General features: G+C 71.2%; 16 protein-coding genes. 8 read left to right on the top strand and 8 right to left on the bottom strand.

What is annotated here, in order from left to right:
- Positions 1-37: 37 nt before the first annotated feature.
- Entirely contained in the window at positions 38-1,042 is a 1,005-nt protein-coding gene (locus tag AB0H56_RS13790; protein WP_357161850.1) for an MHYT domain-containing protein, read from the top strand.
- On the opposite strand, the gene AB0H56_RS13785 is transcribed toward AB0H56_RS13790, so the two are convergent.
- The 3 genes from AB0H56_RS13785 to AB0H56_RS13775 are packed head-to-tail and all read right to left on the bottom strand — an operon-like array spanning position 1,043 to position 3,120.
- Positions 1,043-2,221 (bottom strand): cation:proton antiporter, encoded by a 1,179-nt coding sequence (locus tag AB0H56_RS13785; RefSeq protein ID WP_357161847.1) that lies wholly within the window; start codon positions 2,219-2,221, stop codon positions 1,043-1,045. It abuts the gene before it with no gap.
- A 5-nt stretch (positions 2,222-2,226) separates the two neighbouring features.
- The gene (locus AB0H56_RS13780; protein WP_110035701.1) at positions 2,227-2,709 is read right to left on the bottom strand and encodes a cation:proton antiporter regulatory subunit; all 483 of its coding nucleotides are present in this window, start codon (positions 2,707-2,709) and stop codon (positions 2,227-2,229) included.
- Between the two features lie 39 nt (positions 2,710-2,748).
- On the bottom strand, positions 2,749-3,120 hold the full coding sequence (locus tag AB0H56_RS13775; RefSeq protein ID WP_357161844.1) for a DUF952 domain-containing protein: 372 nt from the start codon (positions 3,118-3,120) through the stop codon (positions 2,749-2,751).
- 373 nt (positions 3,121-3,493) lie between these two features.
- Between AB0H56_RS13775 and AB0H56_RS13770 the strand changes: the two genes are divergently transcribed.
- On the top strand, positions 3,494-3,688 hold the full coding sequence (locus AB0H56_RS13770; RefSeq protein WP_029903635.1) for a hypothetical protein: 195 nt from the start codon (positions 3,494-3,496) through the stop codon (positions 3,686-3,688).
- A gap of 101 nt (positions 3,689-3,789) precedes the next feature.
- Here the strand turns inward: AB0H56_RS13770 and AB0H56_RS13765 are convergent, their stop codons facing one another.
- Positions 3,790-4,551 (bottom strand): TetR/AcrR family transcriptional regulator C-terminal domain-containing protein, encoded by a 762-nt coding sequence (locus AB0H56_RS13765; RefSeq protein WP_357161841.1) that lies wholly within the window; start codon positions 4,549-4,551, stop codon positions 3,790-3,792.
- 127 nt (positions 4,552-4,678) lie between these two features.
- Between AB0H56_RS13765 and AB0H56_RS13760 the strand changes: the two genes are divergently transcribed.
- Positions 4,679-6,553, top strand: coding sequence for a DEAD/DEAH box helicase (locus AB0H56_RS13760; protein WP_357162082.1), 1,875 nt, complete (start codon positions 4,679-4,681; stop codon positions 6,551-6,553).
- Entirely contained in the window at positions 6,553-7,101 is a 549-nt protein-coding gene (locus tag AB0H56_RS13755) for a hypothetical protein (protein WP_357161838.1), read from the top strand. Before AB0H56_RS13760 ends, AB0H56_RS13755 begins: the two co-directional genes overlap by 1 nt.
- A gap of 44 nt (positions 7,102-7,145) precedes the next feature.
- Here the strand turns inward: AB0H56_RS13755 and AB0H56_RS13750 are convergent, their stop codons facing one another.
- Entirely contained in the window at positions 7,146-7,880 is a 735-nt protein-coding gene (locus AB0H56_RS13750) for an SDR family oxidoreductase (RefSeq protein ID WP_357161835.1), read from the bottom strand.
- A gap of 140 nt (positions 7,881-8,020) precedes the next feature.
- Between AB0H56_RS13750 and AB0H56_RS13745 the strand changes: the two genes are divergently transcribed.
- Positions 8,021-8,641 carry a TetR/AcrR family transcriptional regulator gene (locus AB0H56_RS13745; protein WP_357161832.1) on the top strand — a complete coding sequence of 207 codons (621 nt, stop codon included), beginning with the start codon at positions 8,021-8,023 and terminating at the stop codon, positions 8,639-8,641.
- Between the two features lie 45 nt (positions 8,642-8,686).
- On the opposite strand, the gene AB0H56_RS13740 is transcribed toward AB0H56_RS13745, so the two are convergent.
- On the bottom strand, positions 8,687-10,378 hold the full coding sequence (locus AB0H56_RS13740) for a DEAD/DEAH box helicase (RefSeq protein WP_280221973.1): 1,692 nt from the start codon (positions 10,376-10,378) through the stop codon (positions 8,687-8,689).
- Positions 10,379-10,613: 235 nt separating this feature from the next.
- Here AB0H56_RS13740 and AB0H56_RS13735 point away from each other — a divergent pair, with 235 nt between their 5' ends.
- Positions 10,614-11,738 (top strand): YihY/virulence factor BrkB family protein, encoded by a 1,125-nt coding sequence (locus tag AB0H56_RS13735; RefSeq protein WP_357161828.1) that lies wholly within the window; start codon positions 10,614-10,616, stop codon positions 11,736-11,738.
- Here AB0H56_RS13735 and AB0H56_RS13730 read toward each other — a convergent pair.
- Positions 11,711-11,947 (bottom strand): DUF3039 domain-containing protein, encoded by a 237-nt coding sequence (locus tag AB0H56_RS13730; RefSeq protein WP_110036099.1) that lies wholly within the window; start codon positions 11,945-11,947, stop codon positions 11,711-11,713. The genes AB0H56_RS13735 and AB0H56_RS13730 overlap by 28 nt on opposite strands.
- A 143-nt stretch (positions 11,948-12,090) precedes the next feature.
- Between AB0H56_RS13730 and AB0H56_RS13725 the strand changes: the two genes are divergently transcribed.
- The gene (locus tag AB0H56_RS13725; protein ID WP_233001435.1) at positions 12,091-12,447 is read left to right on the top strand and encodes a DUF3099 domain-containing protein; all 357 of its coding nucleotides are present in this window, start codon (positions 12,091-12,093) and stop codon (positions 12,445-12,447) included.
- On the opposite strand, the gene AB0H56_RS13720 is transcribed toward AB0H56_RS13725, so the two are convergent.
- Positions 12,418-13,782, bottom strand: a complete 1,365-nt coding sequence (locus tag AB0H56_RS13720) for an MFS transporter (RefSeq protein ID WP_357161824.1) — start codon at positions 13,780-13,782, stop codon at positions 12,418-12,420. The two genes, AB0H56_RS13725 and AB0H56_RS13720, sit on opposite strands and share 30 nt — an antisense overlap.
- 454 nt (positions 13,783-14,236) lie before the next feature.
- Between AB0H56_RS13720 and AB0H56_RS13715 the strand changes: the two genes are divergently transcribed.
- Positions 14,237-14,983: a VOC family protein gene (locus AB0H56_RS13715; protein ID WP_357161821.1), complete on the top strand. Its 747-nt coding sequence runs from the start codon at positions 14,237-14,239 to the stop codon at positions 14,981-14,983.
- Positions 14,984-15,181: the final 198 nt, after the last annotated feature.

The following is a 15,181-nucleotide window of genomic DNA, read 5'->3' as shown; positions in this document are numbered from 1 at the left end:
GCCCGGCTGCGGTAATCGGCATTGAGGGTTTCGCGGCGTGCTCGACATCTATCACTTCAGCTACGGCTGGATCACCCCTGTTCTCGCGTATTTCATGTCCGTCACCGGCTGTCTGCTGGGTCTGCAGTGCGCCGCCCGCGGCCGCAACGCGGTGGAGGGCCGCGCCGGCTGGTTGATCGGCGCGGCGATCGCGATCGGTGGAACCGGCATCTGGGTCATGCATTTCATCGCGATGCTCGGATTCACCATTCGCGGCAGCGAGATCCGCTACGACATCCCGCTCACGCTCTTCAGCGCGATCACCGCGATGGTGGTCGTCGGGATCGGGCTGTTCATGGTCAACAAGCCCCAGCCCACGTTGCGTTCGCTGCTGGCGGGCGGCACGATCACCGGCCTCGGCGTCGGCACCATGCACTACACCGGCATGTACGCGATGAAGTCGACGGCGACGGTGTCCTACGACGCGGGCCTGGTGACGCTGTCGATGGTGATCGCGGTGGTGGCCTCGATCGTGGCGCTCTGGTTCACCTTGCGCGTCAAGGGTTTTCTCGCCACCGTCGGCGCAGCGATCATCATGGGCGTCGCCGTCACCGGCATGCACTACACCGGCATGGCCGCCATGCACGCCCACGCCAATCACCATGCCGCACCGCCCTCGGGCTCGGGCGCGATGGATCTGCTGGCGCCGCTGATCGGCGTGAGCAGCATCGTCACCATGCTGGTGCTGATCAGTGTGAGCCTCACCGAGATCGAGAACGAGGAGGCACTGCCGCGGATGTGGCTGACCTCCCGGCACCAGCCGAAGCCGCGGGACCGGGCAACTCGGACCGCGCCTCCTGCCGTCGCGCCGATGCCGGTGCCGCCGCTGCCCGCCGCGCCCGTGCGGGCCGAGCAGCCGGCGCATGCCACGCCGATGCCCGTCCGGCAGCCGGCGCACGGTGCGCCGATGCCCGTTCCGCTCCCGGGCGAGCGGGTCGAGTACCGCACCGAGCAGTTGGCCTACGAGGGTGTCGGCGCCTGGCCGCGGCGCGTCGTCGACTGATCAGCTCGTCGCCAGACCGGTTCGGCCCCTGCCGAACTCGACGACCGGCTCGACGATCCTGGCCGCGATCGGCCCGAGAATCGCCATCAGCAGCACATAGGCCGAGGCGAGGGCGGCCAGGCGCGCGTCGGCCTTGCCGTAGGCGACCGCGAGACCGGCGATGACGATGGAGAATTCGCCGCGCGCCACCAGCGCGGCGCCCGCCCTGGCCCGGCCAAGCCGCCGGATCCCCTGCCTGCTCGCCGCCCACCAGCCGACGGCGATCTTGGTCCCGGTGGTGACCACGGCCAGCGCCACCGCCCAGCCGAACACCGGCGGCACCGCGGCCGGGTCGATGGACAGGCCGAAGGCGACGAAGAAGATCGCGGCGAACAGATCGCGCAGCGGTTCCAGCAGCCGGGCGGCCTCGTGCGCGGTGGACCCGGAGATCGCGATGCCGAGCAGGAACGCGCCGACCGCCGCCGAGACGTTCAGCGCGGACGCGGCCCCGGCGACCAGCAACGCGGCGCCGAGCAGTTGCAGCAGGAACACCTCGCGGTCGGCGCTGTCGAGCACCGCCGAGACGAAACGGCCGAACCGCAGCGCCACGATCAGCACCGCCGAGATGGTGGCCAGCGCGATCGCCAGCGACACCAGTCCGCTGAGCAGGCTCAACCCGGCCAGCATCATCGTCAGAATCGGCAGGTACACCGCCATCGCCAGATCCTCGAACACCAGGATCGACAGCACCACCGGCGTCTCGCGGTTACCGAGGCGGCCCAGGTCGTCGAGCACCTTCGCGACGATCCCCGAGGACGAGATGTAGGTGACGCCGCCGAGCACGACGGCCCCCACCGCCCCCCAGCCGAGGATCAGCGCAACCACGGCGCCGGGCAGCGCGTTGGCGACCAGGTCGAGCACGCCCGCCGCCCAGGACCGCCGCAGACCCGTCATCAGCTCGGGTGCGGTGTATTCCAGCCCGAGCAGCAACAGCAGCAGGACGACGCCGATCTCCCCCGCCAGATGCCCGAACTCGGTGGCCACCTCGAGCTCGAAGAACCCGCCGCGCCCGAACGCCAGCCCGCCGAGCAGGTACAACGGGATCGGTGACATGCCGAACCGGCCGGCCACCCGCGCGCAGATCCCGAGCGCGAACAAGATCACGCCGAGTTCGAGCAGAGCGAGCGCCTGCGACGTCACGGCGGTCAGCCGTGCGTGAGGATCTTCGCGGCCGCGTCGAGGCCGTCCGGGGTGCCGACGACCACGAGCAGATCACCCTCGGTGAAGGTGAAGTCCGGGCCCGGCGACGGGTGCAGCTGACCGGCGCGCATCACCGCGACGATCGAGGTCTTGGTGCGGGTGCGCATGGCGGTCTCGCCGAGGGTGCGGCCCGCGTAGGGGGAATCGTCGAGGACGGCGAGCTGGCGGGTGGTGATCCCGGGCAGGTCGCGGTGGTCGTCGTTGAGTTTGGCGACCAGCTGCGGGGCACCGAGCAGGTTCGCCAGCACCGATGCCTCGTCGGTCGAGAGCGGGATCTGGGCGGCGATCGCGTCCGGGTCGTCGGACTTGGACACGATCAGGTCGATATCGCCGTCGCGGTGGGCCACCACGCCGACGCGGCGGCCCGACCTGACTTCGAAATCCTTGCGCACTCCGATCCCCGGTAGCGCTGTGACGTCGACGTTCACCCTGCCCAGGGTAGTCCCGCGAGGTCCGCCGATTGTGGTCTAAGCCACGTCGCCACGCCGGGGCGTGCCGAACGCGCCGTCGGGTCCCGGCGGATACGGCTCGGCCGCGAGCACCGCGGCGATCGGGAGCGGCCCGTACAGATGCGGGAAGAGCATCGACGCCGGATCGCTCGGCACGCCCGGTTCCCATCGCACCTCGGCGGCGAGCCGGGCGGGGTCGAGCCAGAGCACCACCATGTCGGTGCGTCCGGCGTAGAGCCGGTTGGCGGGCAGGTGGACCTGGGCCGGTGTCGACAGGTGCACGAAGCCGCTCTCGGCCAGCGACGGCGGCCTGCGTTCCCCGGCGGCGCGGGCCTGCTCCCATTCTTGGGAAGAACACAGATGAACAAGCGTGTGGGTGTCGGATATCACGGGTAATCTCCCGGTAGACAACAGGTTCGGACGAACAAGACCCTGTCACAAGATCGCGCGTAACGAGCAACACCGCAGCGAGCGATCACACCCATGAGTGACAGGAGTGACTAGGAGGTGGGACAGACGGCGCCACGGGTGATCGGCGAGTGCTCGAGACGGTGACCAGCGACTGTTCGCTTTCCGCGAAACCGCAGGTCGTGTTATCGAAAACACAAAGATTCACTTCCGGGAACAAAGCCCGAACCCCGATCGTCTGACAAAGTAGTCGTACCACTGCTGGGAAGTAGCGGACGCGAGCCACGTGGAGTGACCACGGGGCCCACACCTAGGCGAACGGCCACGCAGCGCCGGGAGCCGGGACGGAGGAGTCATGCCAGGAACCCTGACCAGCACCCCACTGACCGCGGTCGATCGTTGCGATCGTTGCGGGGCGGCTGCCCGAGTGCGTGCCGTTCTTCCCGCGGGTGGCGAGTTGCTCTTCTGCCAGCACCACGCGAATGAACACATGGACCGTTTGCGCGAGCTCGAAGCCGTGATCGACACGGAATCGGCCCCCGCTCTCTGACCACTCCTCGCGTCCGAAACAACAACATCTGACAACAGAACATCCCGACAGCGGGCGACCGGATTCCGGCGCCCGCTGTTCGTGTGTCCGGGGTGCCCCGCTCAGGCGCGCGCGTCGGCCAGGATGCCGTCGACCAGGGTGGCCACCCCGTAGGCGAAGGCGCCGTCGGGGTCGGCGGGCGCCTGGTAGTGCTCGCCGACGGCGGTACCGACCCGCCCGGCCAGCGGGAAGTCCTCGGCGGGCATCACCCGGGCCAGCAGCGGGCCGTGGACCTGCCACCAGTCGGCGTCGCTGAGCTGGGCGGCCGCGCCCGCCGCCGCGACGGCGAGGCGGGCGTTGCCGGTGGCGAAGTCGGTGAGCACCGCGATCGCCCGGTCCATCGCGAGGTCGGACAAGCCGGTGTCCTCGATCGCGCGCAGCTGGTTCTCGTAGCGGCGCATCCTGGCCGGACCGAGCACCTGCCGCCACGGCGACACCTCGAGCAGCCAGGGGTGCGCGAGCAGTTCGGCGCGGACGCCCGCGGCGATCGCGATCATCCGGTCCCGGACCGGCAGCGTGGCCGGGATAGGCGGGTCGCCCGCGGCGACGGCGTCGACCATGAGCACGACCAGCGCATCCTTGCTCGGCACATAGGTGTAGAGGCTCATCGCGCGCATGCCCAGTTCGGCGGCGACCGCGCGGATGGTCAGTTTCTCGATGCCGTCGCGGTCCGCCAGGGCGATGCCCGCGGCGACCACCGCGTCGACCGAGAGCGCGGGTTTCGGTCCCCGCGCGCCGGGCTTGGCGGGCAGGGCGTGGCGCCACAGCAGCTCCACGATCCGGGTGGCCTGCGCGGTGGGGCTCTCGTCGCCGTGGGTGGGCACCGGTCCCGTCCTTTCTGGCACTCGGGAACAAACTCAGTACAGTGTACGTTGTTCGGTTGTTCGTGTTGCCCGTTCAGAGGAGAACGCCCTGCCCGCCACCCAGGCCACCTACCTCCCCGACCGTCACCTGTTCGCGCTGTGGACCTGGACCGGGCACGGCGCCGGCCCCGCGCCCGCCGAGATCGGCGACCCCGAACTGCTGACCCTGGCCCTGCCGGTCGGCGAGCGCGGCGCGATCGAGCCGATCGAGATCCCGGCCGCGGTGGCGACCCCCGCCGAGCTGGCCTTGGTGCCCGACGCCGACCTCGCCCCCTCGGCGCGCGCCTGGCGCACCCTGTTCGCGGCCGCGGCCCGGTCCCATGGGCAGCCCCGCGGCGAGTCCGCGCGGCGATCGGCCGACGCGTCCGCGACTCGCACGGACCACCGCAGCGCCGCCGCGCCGGACACCAACAGGATCGATCGTGCGGCCGCCGCGGCGTCGGTCGCTGCCGACCCGACGGTGCTGCCGATCGCGGCGCACGCCGTGCCCGATGCCGTCGGCAGCGCGATCGTCTCGGCCGAGCGGGCCGTGCGCGTCCTGAGCGAGACCGAGGCCGTCGCCGCCGAGCTGGCCGGCGTCCTCGATGCCACGTTGCGGCCCTATCAGGTGCGCGGTGTCAGCTGGCTGCGCGAGACGGTCGACGCGTACGGCGGTGCCGTCCTGGCCGACGAGATGGGCCTGGGCAAGACCGTGCAGACCATCGGGTTCCTCACCGGGCGCGCGGCGGACGGTCCGCAGCTGGTGGTGTGCCCGACGTCGCTGGTGGGCAACTGGGTGCACGAGATCACGCGCTTCGCCCCCGGCCTGACAGCGGTGTCCTGGCGGGGCGGCGAGGTGCAGGCCGAGCCGGGGACCGTTGTCGTGACCGGATATCCGACGCTGCGGCTGCACGGAGCGGCGCTCACCGAACAGCGGTGGACCACCGTGGTCTTCGACGAGGCGCAAGCGCTGAAGAACCCGCGCACCCAGGTGTCGAAGGCCGCGCGCGCCCTGCCCGCCGCGGCCAAGGTGGCCCTCACCGGCACGCCGGTCGAGAACCATCTCGACGAGCTGTTCGCGCTGCTGAATCTCACGGTGCCGCGACTGTTCGCGCACCGGACCCAGTTCCGGCGCCGGTTCGTCAAACCGATCGAGGAGGGTTCGGCCAGTGCGGCCGCCCGGCTGCGCGACGCGGTGGAGCCGGTCGTGCTCGGCCGCAAGAAGATCCACGTGGCGGCATCGCTACCCGCCAAGATCCACAGCGATCTGCTGTGCGATCTGACCGCCGAGCAGGAACGGGTCTACGACGCGGTGCTGGCCGAGGCGCTCGACGAGGGCTTCGGCTCCGGCCTGCAACGACAGGGCCGAGTGCTCGCGGCGCTCACCCACCTCAAACAGGTGTGCAACCACCCCGGCCTGGTCTCCGGCGACCTGGGCGAACTCGCGGGCCGCTCCGGCAAACTCGACCTGTGCGCCGACATCGTCGGCACGAACCTCGACACCGGCGACCCGACACTGATCTTCACCCAGTACCGGCAGACCGGCGAGCTGCTGGTGCGCCACCTCGCCGAACAGTTCGGGATCGAGGCGCCGTTCTTCCACGGCGGGCTCGACGCCGACCGGCGCGCCGGGATCGTCACCGCCTTCCAGGCACCGGACGGCCCACCGGTGCTGGTGCTGAGCCTGCGCGCCGCGGGCACCGGGCTCACGCTCACCCGCGCCGCCGACGTGATCCACTTCGACCGCTGGTGGAATCCGGCAGTGGAGGCGCAGGCCTCCGACCGGGCCCACCGGATCGGGCAGACCCGCACCGTCACCGTCACCACGCTCACCAGCGCCACCACCGTCGAGGAACACATCGCGGCGATGCACACCCGCAAGTCGGCGCTGACCGACCTGTCCGACGCGGCCGGCATCGCCGAACTGGCCCGGCTCGACGACGACGCCCTCGTCGACATCCTGCGACGGAAGCGAGAGAACTGATGCCGGACAACGAATTCGGCTACTCCCCCTGGGGCAAGGACTGGGTGCGCCTGGCCGAACCGCTGCGCCAGACCCGCCCCGAACCACTGCTCCCCCGTGCCCGCAGCATCGCCCGCAACGACGGCGTGCGCACCGAGATCGAGGCGCGCGTGGTCCGCGCGCACCTGCACCGCGGCGGCCAGGCCTCGGTGGCCCACGTCGAGGTGGCGCCGCTGAGCCGGGCAGCGGTCACCGCGATCGCCGCGGTGATCCCCGACCCGTCGGTGCTCACCGACGAGATGCACCGCGCCCTCGTCGACGCCGGGCACTCGCCCGCCCCGACGCTGGTGAGCACCGACTGTTCCTGTTCGGCGCGGACCGCGCGGTGCGTGCACGTGCTCGCGGTGCTGTACGCGATCGCCCGGCAGGTGGACGAGAATCCCCGGCTCGCACTGGAACTGCAGGGCTTCTTCGAGGCCACCGCCGAGGACGCGACACCCGCTCAGGTGCCGCGCTGGACCAGCATCAACAGCCTCGACCCGGGTCAGTTCTTCGCGCGAACACTCTGAGCCCCGTGAGGCCGCCGACGACGGCGTCGCCAGCGGCACCGCACTCAGGCGTTGGTGCCGCCGTCGACGGTGATGATCGCGCCGGTGACGCTGCGTCCGGACGGCCCGGCCAGGAACGCGACCAGATCGGCCACGTCCTCGGGCGCGCCGAATCGCCCGAGCGCGTTGAACTCCCGCTGGGTGGGCGCGTGGTCGCCGACGGCGGGATTCATGTCGGTGTCGGTCGGGCCGGGCTGGACGAGGTTGACCGTGATCCCGCGCGGCCCGAGCTCCCTGGCCAGGGCCTTGGTGTAGCCGTTGAGCGCCGACTTGCTCAGGTTGTAGAGGGCGATCCCACCGAAGAGCGCGCGGTCGGTCAGGTTGGAGCCGATCGAGATGATCCGCCCGCCCTCGCCCAGATGTGCGAGCGCGGCCTGGCCCGCGACGAAGGGCGCGCGGGCGTGGATGTTCAGCGCGCGGTCGATCTCCTCGACGCCGAACTCCTCGTACGGCTTGGCCGGGAAGATGCCCGCGTTGTTCACCAGCACGTCGAGGCGGCCGAGGTCGCGCGCGGTCCGCTCGACGGCCGCGACCACCTCGGCGGCGTCGGCGCTGTCGGCCCGCAGCGGTAGCGCCCGCCTGCCCAGCGCCTCGACCTCGGCGGCCACGGCCTTCGCCGCGACCTCGTCGCGCTGGTAGGTGAACGCCACGTCGGCGCCGGCGCCGGCCAGCTTGCGGACGATGGCGGCGCCGATCCCCCTGCTGCCGCCCGTCACCAGGGCCACGGTGTTGCTCGTCATCAGTGCTCGCTCCAATTCTGTAGTGATCAATACACAAAGAGCCAAGCGCATGGTCCTGACTTCCGTCAAGAGTTTCTTATCGATCAGTACAGAAATATCTGACCGGGGTATATTCATCGATCGGCACAGAAAGGTTCCCCATGGCAGAACGTGGCCGCCCGCGCGGCTTCGACCGCGACGTCGCGCTGCGGCGCGCGATGGAGGTGTTCTGGGAACGCGGCTACGACGGCGCGTCCATGAGCGACCTCACCACCGCCATGGGCATCAACTCCCCCAGCCTCTACGCGGCGTTCGGCGACAAGGAGGCCCTGTTCCGGGCCGCCATCGAGCTCTACGGCCGCACCGAGGGCTCGCGCACCGCACGGGCACTGCGCGAGGAGCCAACGGCCTACGACGCTATCGCGGCCATGCTGCGCGACAACATCACCACCTACACCGACCCCGACCTACCGCACGGCTGCATGGTGGTGCTGGCGGGCGCGACGTACACGACCAGGACCGCCTCGGTCCGCGACTTCCTCGTCGAGGCCCGGCGCCACACCACCGCCGACATCCGGGCCCGTCTTGACCGCGGTGTCCGCGAGGGCGATCTGCGACCCGGCACCGATACGGCGGCGCTGGCCGCGCTGTTCAGCACCGTGCTGTTCGGGCTGTCGATCCAGGCCAGGGACGGCGTCGGCCACGCCGAACTCAGCGCGGCCGTCGACAGCGCGCTGGAGGTGCTCGCACCCGCGGTGACAGCGCGCGCCTCCCACGACTGACGACCTCGGGTCCTGGCGCCACGATGCCGCGCGTAGCGCGAACCGCTATTGGCGGCGCAGGGCGGCGATGCGCTCGCTCAGCTGGTCGGCAGTCGCCAGGGCCGTCGGCGGACCGCCGCATTCCCGGCGCAGCTCACCGTGGATCACGCCGTGCGGCTTGCCCGTGCGGTGATGGTGCATCGCGACCAGGCTGTTGAGTTCGCGGCGCAGCTCCCCGAGTTTGTCGGAGGTGGCGATACGTTCGGCGACCGCGGCGGGCGCGGGCGCGGCCTCCTGCGCGCTGCGATCGGCGAGCTGACGAGTCTGCCGTTCCCGCAGCAGCGCGCGCATCTGGTCGGCGTCGAGCAGGCCGGGGATGCCCAGGTAGTCGGCCTCCTCGTCGCTGCCTGCGAAGGTGGCGGTGCCGAAGGAGGAGCCGTCGTAGATCACCTGGTCGAGCTCGGCGTCGGCGGCCAGCGCGACGAAGGACTTCTCCTCCTCGCCCGGCTCGTCCTTGGTCTTGTTCGCGTCGATCAGCAGCTCGTCGTCGAGCGCGTTCTTCTCCCGGTGCGGCTTGCCGATGACGTGATCGCGCTGCAGTTCCAGCTGGGCGGCCAGATCGAGCAGCACCGGCACCGAGGGCAGGAACACACTCGCGGTCTCCCCCGGCCTGCGCGCACGCACGAAACGGCCGATGGCCTGGGCGAAGTACAGCGGTGTCGACGCGCTCGTCGCGTACACGCCGACCGCGAGGCGCGGCACGTCGACACCCTCGGACACCATGCGCACCGCGACCATCCACGGCTGGGTGCCCTCGGCGAACTCGCCGATCCGGCTCGACGACTGCGGATCGTCGGAGAGCACCACGGCGGGCTTCTCCCCCGAGATGTGTTCCAGCAGTTCGGCATAGTCGCGGGCGCGTTCCTGGTCGGTGGCGATCACCAGGCCGCCCGCGTCGGGAATGCCGGAGGCGCGCAGCTGCCGCAGCCGGACGTCGGCGGCGCGCAGCACGGCGGAGATCCAGTCGCCCGCCGGGTCGAGCGCGGTGCGCCAGGCGCGGGCGGTCTGTTCGGCGTTGAGCGGTTCGCCGAGCCGGGCGGTGTGTTCCTCGCCCGCGCTGTCGCGCCAGTGCGCGTCCCCGGAGTAGGCCAGGAAGACCACCGGGCGCACGACCCCGTCGGCGAGGGCGTCGGCGTAGCCGTAGGAGTGATCGGCGCGCGAACGCGGGAAGCCCGCCTCGTCGGGTTCGTAGGTGACGAAGGGGATCTTGGAATCGTCGCTGCGGAACGGGGTTCCGGTGAGCGCGAGGCGACGGGTGGCGTCGCCGAAGGCCTCCTCGGTGGCCTCGCCCCAGCTCTTCGCGTCACCGGCGTGGTGGATCTCGTCGAGGATCACCAGGGTGCGGCGGTTCTCGGTGCGCACCCGATGCCGGGTGGGATGGGCCGCGACCTGCGCGTAGGTCACCACCACGCCGTGGTAGTCGCCCGAGGTGCCGCCGGTGGAGTTGGAGAAGCGGGAGTCGAGCTGGATGCCCGAGCGGGCGGCCGAGGCGGCCCACTGGTGCTTGAGGTGCTCGGTCGGCGCGACGACGGTGATCTGGTCGACCGTGCGGTCGGCCAGCAACTCCGCGGCAACGCGCAGGGCGAAGGTGGTCTTACCGGCGCCGGGCGTCGCGACCGCGAGGAAGTCGCGTGGCTTGGTGGCCAGGTATTTCGTCAGGGCTCGGCGCTGCCAGGCGCGCAGGGTTCCCCCCGACACACCCCCCGTCGCCGTATCGCCCGGTGTACCCGCATCCTTCGCCGCAGCGGCGCCACCCGACCCAGTCACGCACACGACCCTAGCCGCCCGGTACGGCGTGTCGCCAAACCGACGCGGGGTGGGCGACAGGCATCACAACCGCGTGCGAGGTCACCGGCCATTTACCTGTTACCCGCCGACACGATGCCCGGCCCGTCCCCCATCGTCGCGTTTCGTGCGGGATGCTGGACACGACATGAGCAACGACCAGGCCAGGGCAGCCGATGCGGCGCACCCACCGCGGACGCACGAGTCCGGCGGTGCGACAGCGCTGCCCCTCGACGACGGCGGAACCACCGGGCAACGCTCCCGCGAACATCGCTGGTGGACGCGCTGGCTGGTGACGGCGTGGCGGCTCGTGGTCCGGGTGTCGGTGAAGGCCTGGAACGACTCGATCTTCGCGAAGTCGGCGGCGGCCGCGTTCTGGCAGACCCTGTCGCTGGCGCCCCTGCTGCTGGGCCTGCTCGGCAGCCTCGGCTATGTGGGCGGGCTGTTCGGGCCGGACACCGTGCAGATCGTGGAGGCGAAGATCATCGCCTTCAGCCGTGATTTCTTCAGTCCGTCGGTGGTCACCGACCTGATCGAACCGACCGTCGACGACGTGCTCGGCCGCGGGCGCGGCGCGGTGGTGTCGGTCGGTTTCGTGCTGTCGCTGTGGGCGGGTTCCTCCGCGATGGCGACCTTCGTCGACGCGATCACCGAGGCCCACGACCAGCAGGACGCCCGGCATCCGGTGTGGCAGCGGATCTTCGCGCTGCTGCTGTACGTGCAGTTCCTGGTGGCGGCGGTGCTGATCCTGCCGGTGATCGCGCTTGGCCCCACCCGCATCGGCCGGGTGCTGCCCGACGCCTGGCGCGAGCCGGGGCTACGCCTGATCGACACCTTCTACTACCCGATCGTCGGCCTGCTGCTCATCGTCGGGCTCACCACGCTCTACAAGCTGGCGCTGCACAAGTCGCTGCCGTGGCATCGGCTGTTCGGGGGCGCGCTGGTGGCCGGCGTGTTCTTCATGGGCGCCAGCGACCTGCTGCGGCGGTATCTGTCCTGGATCACCGCGACCGGCGTCAGTTACGGCGCGCTGGCCACCCCGATCGCGTTCCTGCTGTTCACCTATTTCCTCGGCTTCGCGCTCATCCTCGGCGCGGAGTTCAACGCCGCGGTGCAGGAGTTCTGGCCCGCGCGAGCGACCAGGATGGAACAGGTGAAGGAGTGGCTGAGCAGCCAGGTGCGCGGTGACGACGAGCGTGCGGACACCGCCGACGCCGCCGCAGCGGCGCCGGTCACCGAGGCCGCTCAGTCGCCCTTGCGCAAACCGTCGTAGATCTTCTTGCAGTCCGGGCAGACGGGCGAGCCGGGCTTGGGCGAGCGCGTCACCGGGAAGACCTCACCGCACAGCGCGACGACCATCGTGCCCATCACGGCACTCTCGGCGATCCGGTCCTTCTTCACGTAGTGGAAGAACTTGGGGACGTCGTCGCCGGTCGTCTCGTCGGTCGTGGTGTCCGGGCGTACCAGAGTGTCTGTACTCACGCCTTCCATGATGCCGCATCCGGCGGCCGCCTCGCTGACCAGCCGCGTGTGCGCTCGTCGGCGGCGAGTGGAAGACTCGGGGTATGCAGTCCTACGGCGAGCCCTCCGGCGCCGACGAGCCGACACCGGACCCGGAGGTGACGATGCCCGCCGCGCCCACCTCGCGCGGCTATTTCCCCGGCGCCGACGCCAAGCACCCCGTGCTGATCACCGAGGCCGCGCCGTCGCTCGACGAGCAGCATCGCGCCAGGGTGCGCCGCTACACGTTCATCATGGCCTTCCGCATCCCGTGCCTGATCCTGGCCGCGGTGGCCTACAGCATGTTCGAGAATCCGCTGCTGTCGATCCTGATCATCGTGGCCTCGGTGCCGCTGCCGTGGATCGCGGTGCTCATCGCCAACGACCGGCCCCCGCGCACCAAGGACGAACCGAGCCGCTGGGACGGGCGCCGCAATCAGGCCGCCCTCGACTCACGTCCGCACCGGGCCATCGACGGCTGACCGGTCCGGCCTGCGCACCAGCACCGACATCACCGCCGCGATCCCGCAGAGCCCGCCCGCCACATACCAGGCCAGGTCGTAGGAGCCCTGCAGATCGCGGATCAGCCCCGCGCCGGTGGCCGCGATCGCCGCGCCCACCTGATGGGCGGCGAAGACCCAGCCGAAGGCGATCGGCCCGTCGGCGCCGAACAGTTCCCGGCACAGCAGCACCGTCGGCGGCACGGTCGCGATCCAGTCCAGGCCGTAGAAGATGATGAACACCCACATGCTCGGCTCGGCGTGCGGGGCGAGCAGCGAGGGCAGGATCAGCAGCGACAGGCCGCGCAGCGAGTAGTAGCCCAGCAGAAGATAGCGCGGGTCGACGCGGTCGGAGAGCCAGCCGGAGGCGATCGTGCCCGCCACGTCGAAGACCCCGATCAGGGCCAGCAGGCCGGCCGCGGTGGTCGGCGGCATGCCGTGATCGTGGGCGGCGCTGACGAAATGGGTGCCGACCAGCCCGTTGGTCGACGCACCGCACACCGCGAAACCGCCGGCCAGCAGCCAGAATCCCGGCCTGCGCGCCGCGCCGGCCAGCACCCGCAGCGCCCGGCCCGCGCCGCCGGTGCTCGGCACGCGCTTACCGGCTTCGGAGCCGGGCGGTGCGCCGTAGGCACCGACACCCGCGTCGCTGGGGTAGTCGCGCACGAACAGCCACACCAGCGGCACCACCGCCAGCGCGACACCGGACACGATCAGCGACGGCACCCGCCAGCCGTGCTCGTGCGCCAGCATCGACACCAGCGGCAGGAAGATCAACTGCCCGGTCGCGCCCGCCGCGGTGAGCACGCCGGTGACCAGGCCGCGGCTGCGCACGAACCAGCGGCCGGTGATGGTCGCGACGAACGGCATGGACATCGACCCGACGCCCACCCCGACCAGCAGCCCCCAGGTCGCCACCAGCTGCCAGGCCTGGGTCATGAACACGGTGAGCCCGCTGCCCGCGGCGATCAGCGCCAGCGCGGCGCAGACCACCCGGCGGATGCCGAAGCGATCCATCAGCGCCGCCGCGAACGGCGAGATCAGGCCGTACAGCAGCATGTTCAGCGAGACGGCCGTCGAGATGGTGGCGTGCGACCAGCCGAACTCGGCGTGCAGCGGGTCGATCAGCACGCTGGGCACCGAGCGGAACGCGGCGGCGCCGAGCAGGGCGACGAATCCGACGCCCGCGACGATCCAGGCGGGGTGCAGGCGGGGCCGATCCTCGATCGCGAGCTCGTCTGTGAACTCCGGTCTCGGGGTGCCGAGGTCGACCGGCTCGTCACCGGGCAAGCTCGAAGGGGCGCGCAAGTCGGTCATCGGAGTAGCGTCCCGGATCCACCACCGAGTGATCGAGTGGCCGTGATGCCATCTTTCATCGATATCCTGCCAATCTGCGCGGGTGTCAGGCCCGGTGCCCCCCCCGGCGGCCCGCCCGGCCCGCACGAGCCGGGCGGTGACCCCCTCGAACGGAACCGTTCGGTGCCGCGACGCGGTGCGGCCGGCGGGCGCATCGGCGCATCGGCGCATCGGCGCATCGGCGCATCGGCGCATCGAGACGCTGATCGACCTTGTGAACGACACCACCGCCGGGACCGGCACAGAAACGGGTCGACAGCCCGGGGCACCGTGACCTAGCGTTCGTTGGGGCGCGACCGCTCGCACGGGCCACCACGGGCCCCAGGCAGCGCGGAAAACGCTGTGCGCGTGCGTACTTCGATCGAGGCCGGCGCCGCGAGGCGAGAACCGACTCGTCCCGCCGATGGGAGGCAAGATGATTCGCTGGATGTGGGCTTTCCTGGATCGGCCCGCCGACCTGTTCGACGACAGCGTGCGATTCTGGGCGACCGTGACCGGCTCGACGGTGTCGCCGCCGCGCGGAGAGCACAGCGAATTCGTCACGCTGCAGCCCGCTTCCGGCCCGGCCTGGGTGAAGATGCAGGCCGTCGGGGACCGCGGCGGCATCCATCTCGACCTCGATGTCGACGACGTCTCCGCCGCCGTCATCGGCGCCACCGCGCTCGGCGGCCGTGTCCGTACCACGGCGCCGGACTACACGGTGCTGGAAACGCCCGCCGGGCAGACCTTCTGCTTCACTCCGTCCCGGCGCGACAGCGGCGATCCGGTCACCGTGCACACCGCGCCCGACGGGACCCGCACCCGCCTCGACCAGATCTGCCTCGACCTGTCCGCCGCGGACCTGGGTGTCGACATGGCGTTCTGGCGGGCCATCACCGGCTGGGCGACGCTGCAGACCCGGCGCCCCGAGTTCGCCCGCCTCCGCGGCGACGGCGAACCCCTCCAGTTCCTGCTGCAACGGCTCGACGAGCCCCGCCCCGCGAGCGCGCACGTCGACCTGGCCTCCACCGACATCGCCGCCACCGCCGCCTGGCACGAATCCCTCGGCGCCACCCGCGTCACCACCGAACAGCACTGGATCGTCCTGCGCGACCCCGGCGACAGCCTCTACTGCGTCACCGCCCGCGATCCCCACACCGGACTCCTCGCTCCGAAGCCCTGACCCGCCCGGTCGCCGGTCACGCGGCTGGATCGTGTCGGCGGCGCATCCCGGCCGTGTCGCCGCACACGCCCGGTCGTGCCGACCCGTCGCCCACCTGGCCCCGGCGGCACACAGTGCCGGTCGTCCACTCCCTGCGTGCCGGCACCTGGGGCCCGCGACACACAGTCCCGAGCTGGTCGTTCCGGGCCCGACCCGCCC

The sequence above is a fragment of the Nocardia sp. NPDC050717 genome (assembly GCF_040654275.1).
Classification (GTDB): Bacteria; Actinomycetota; Actinomycetes; order Mycobacteriales; family Mycobacteriaceae; genus Nocardia.
Note: the sequence above shows the minus strand (reverse complement) of the source record. Positions and strands in the feature narration are given on the sequence as shown.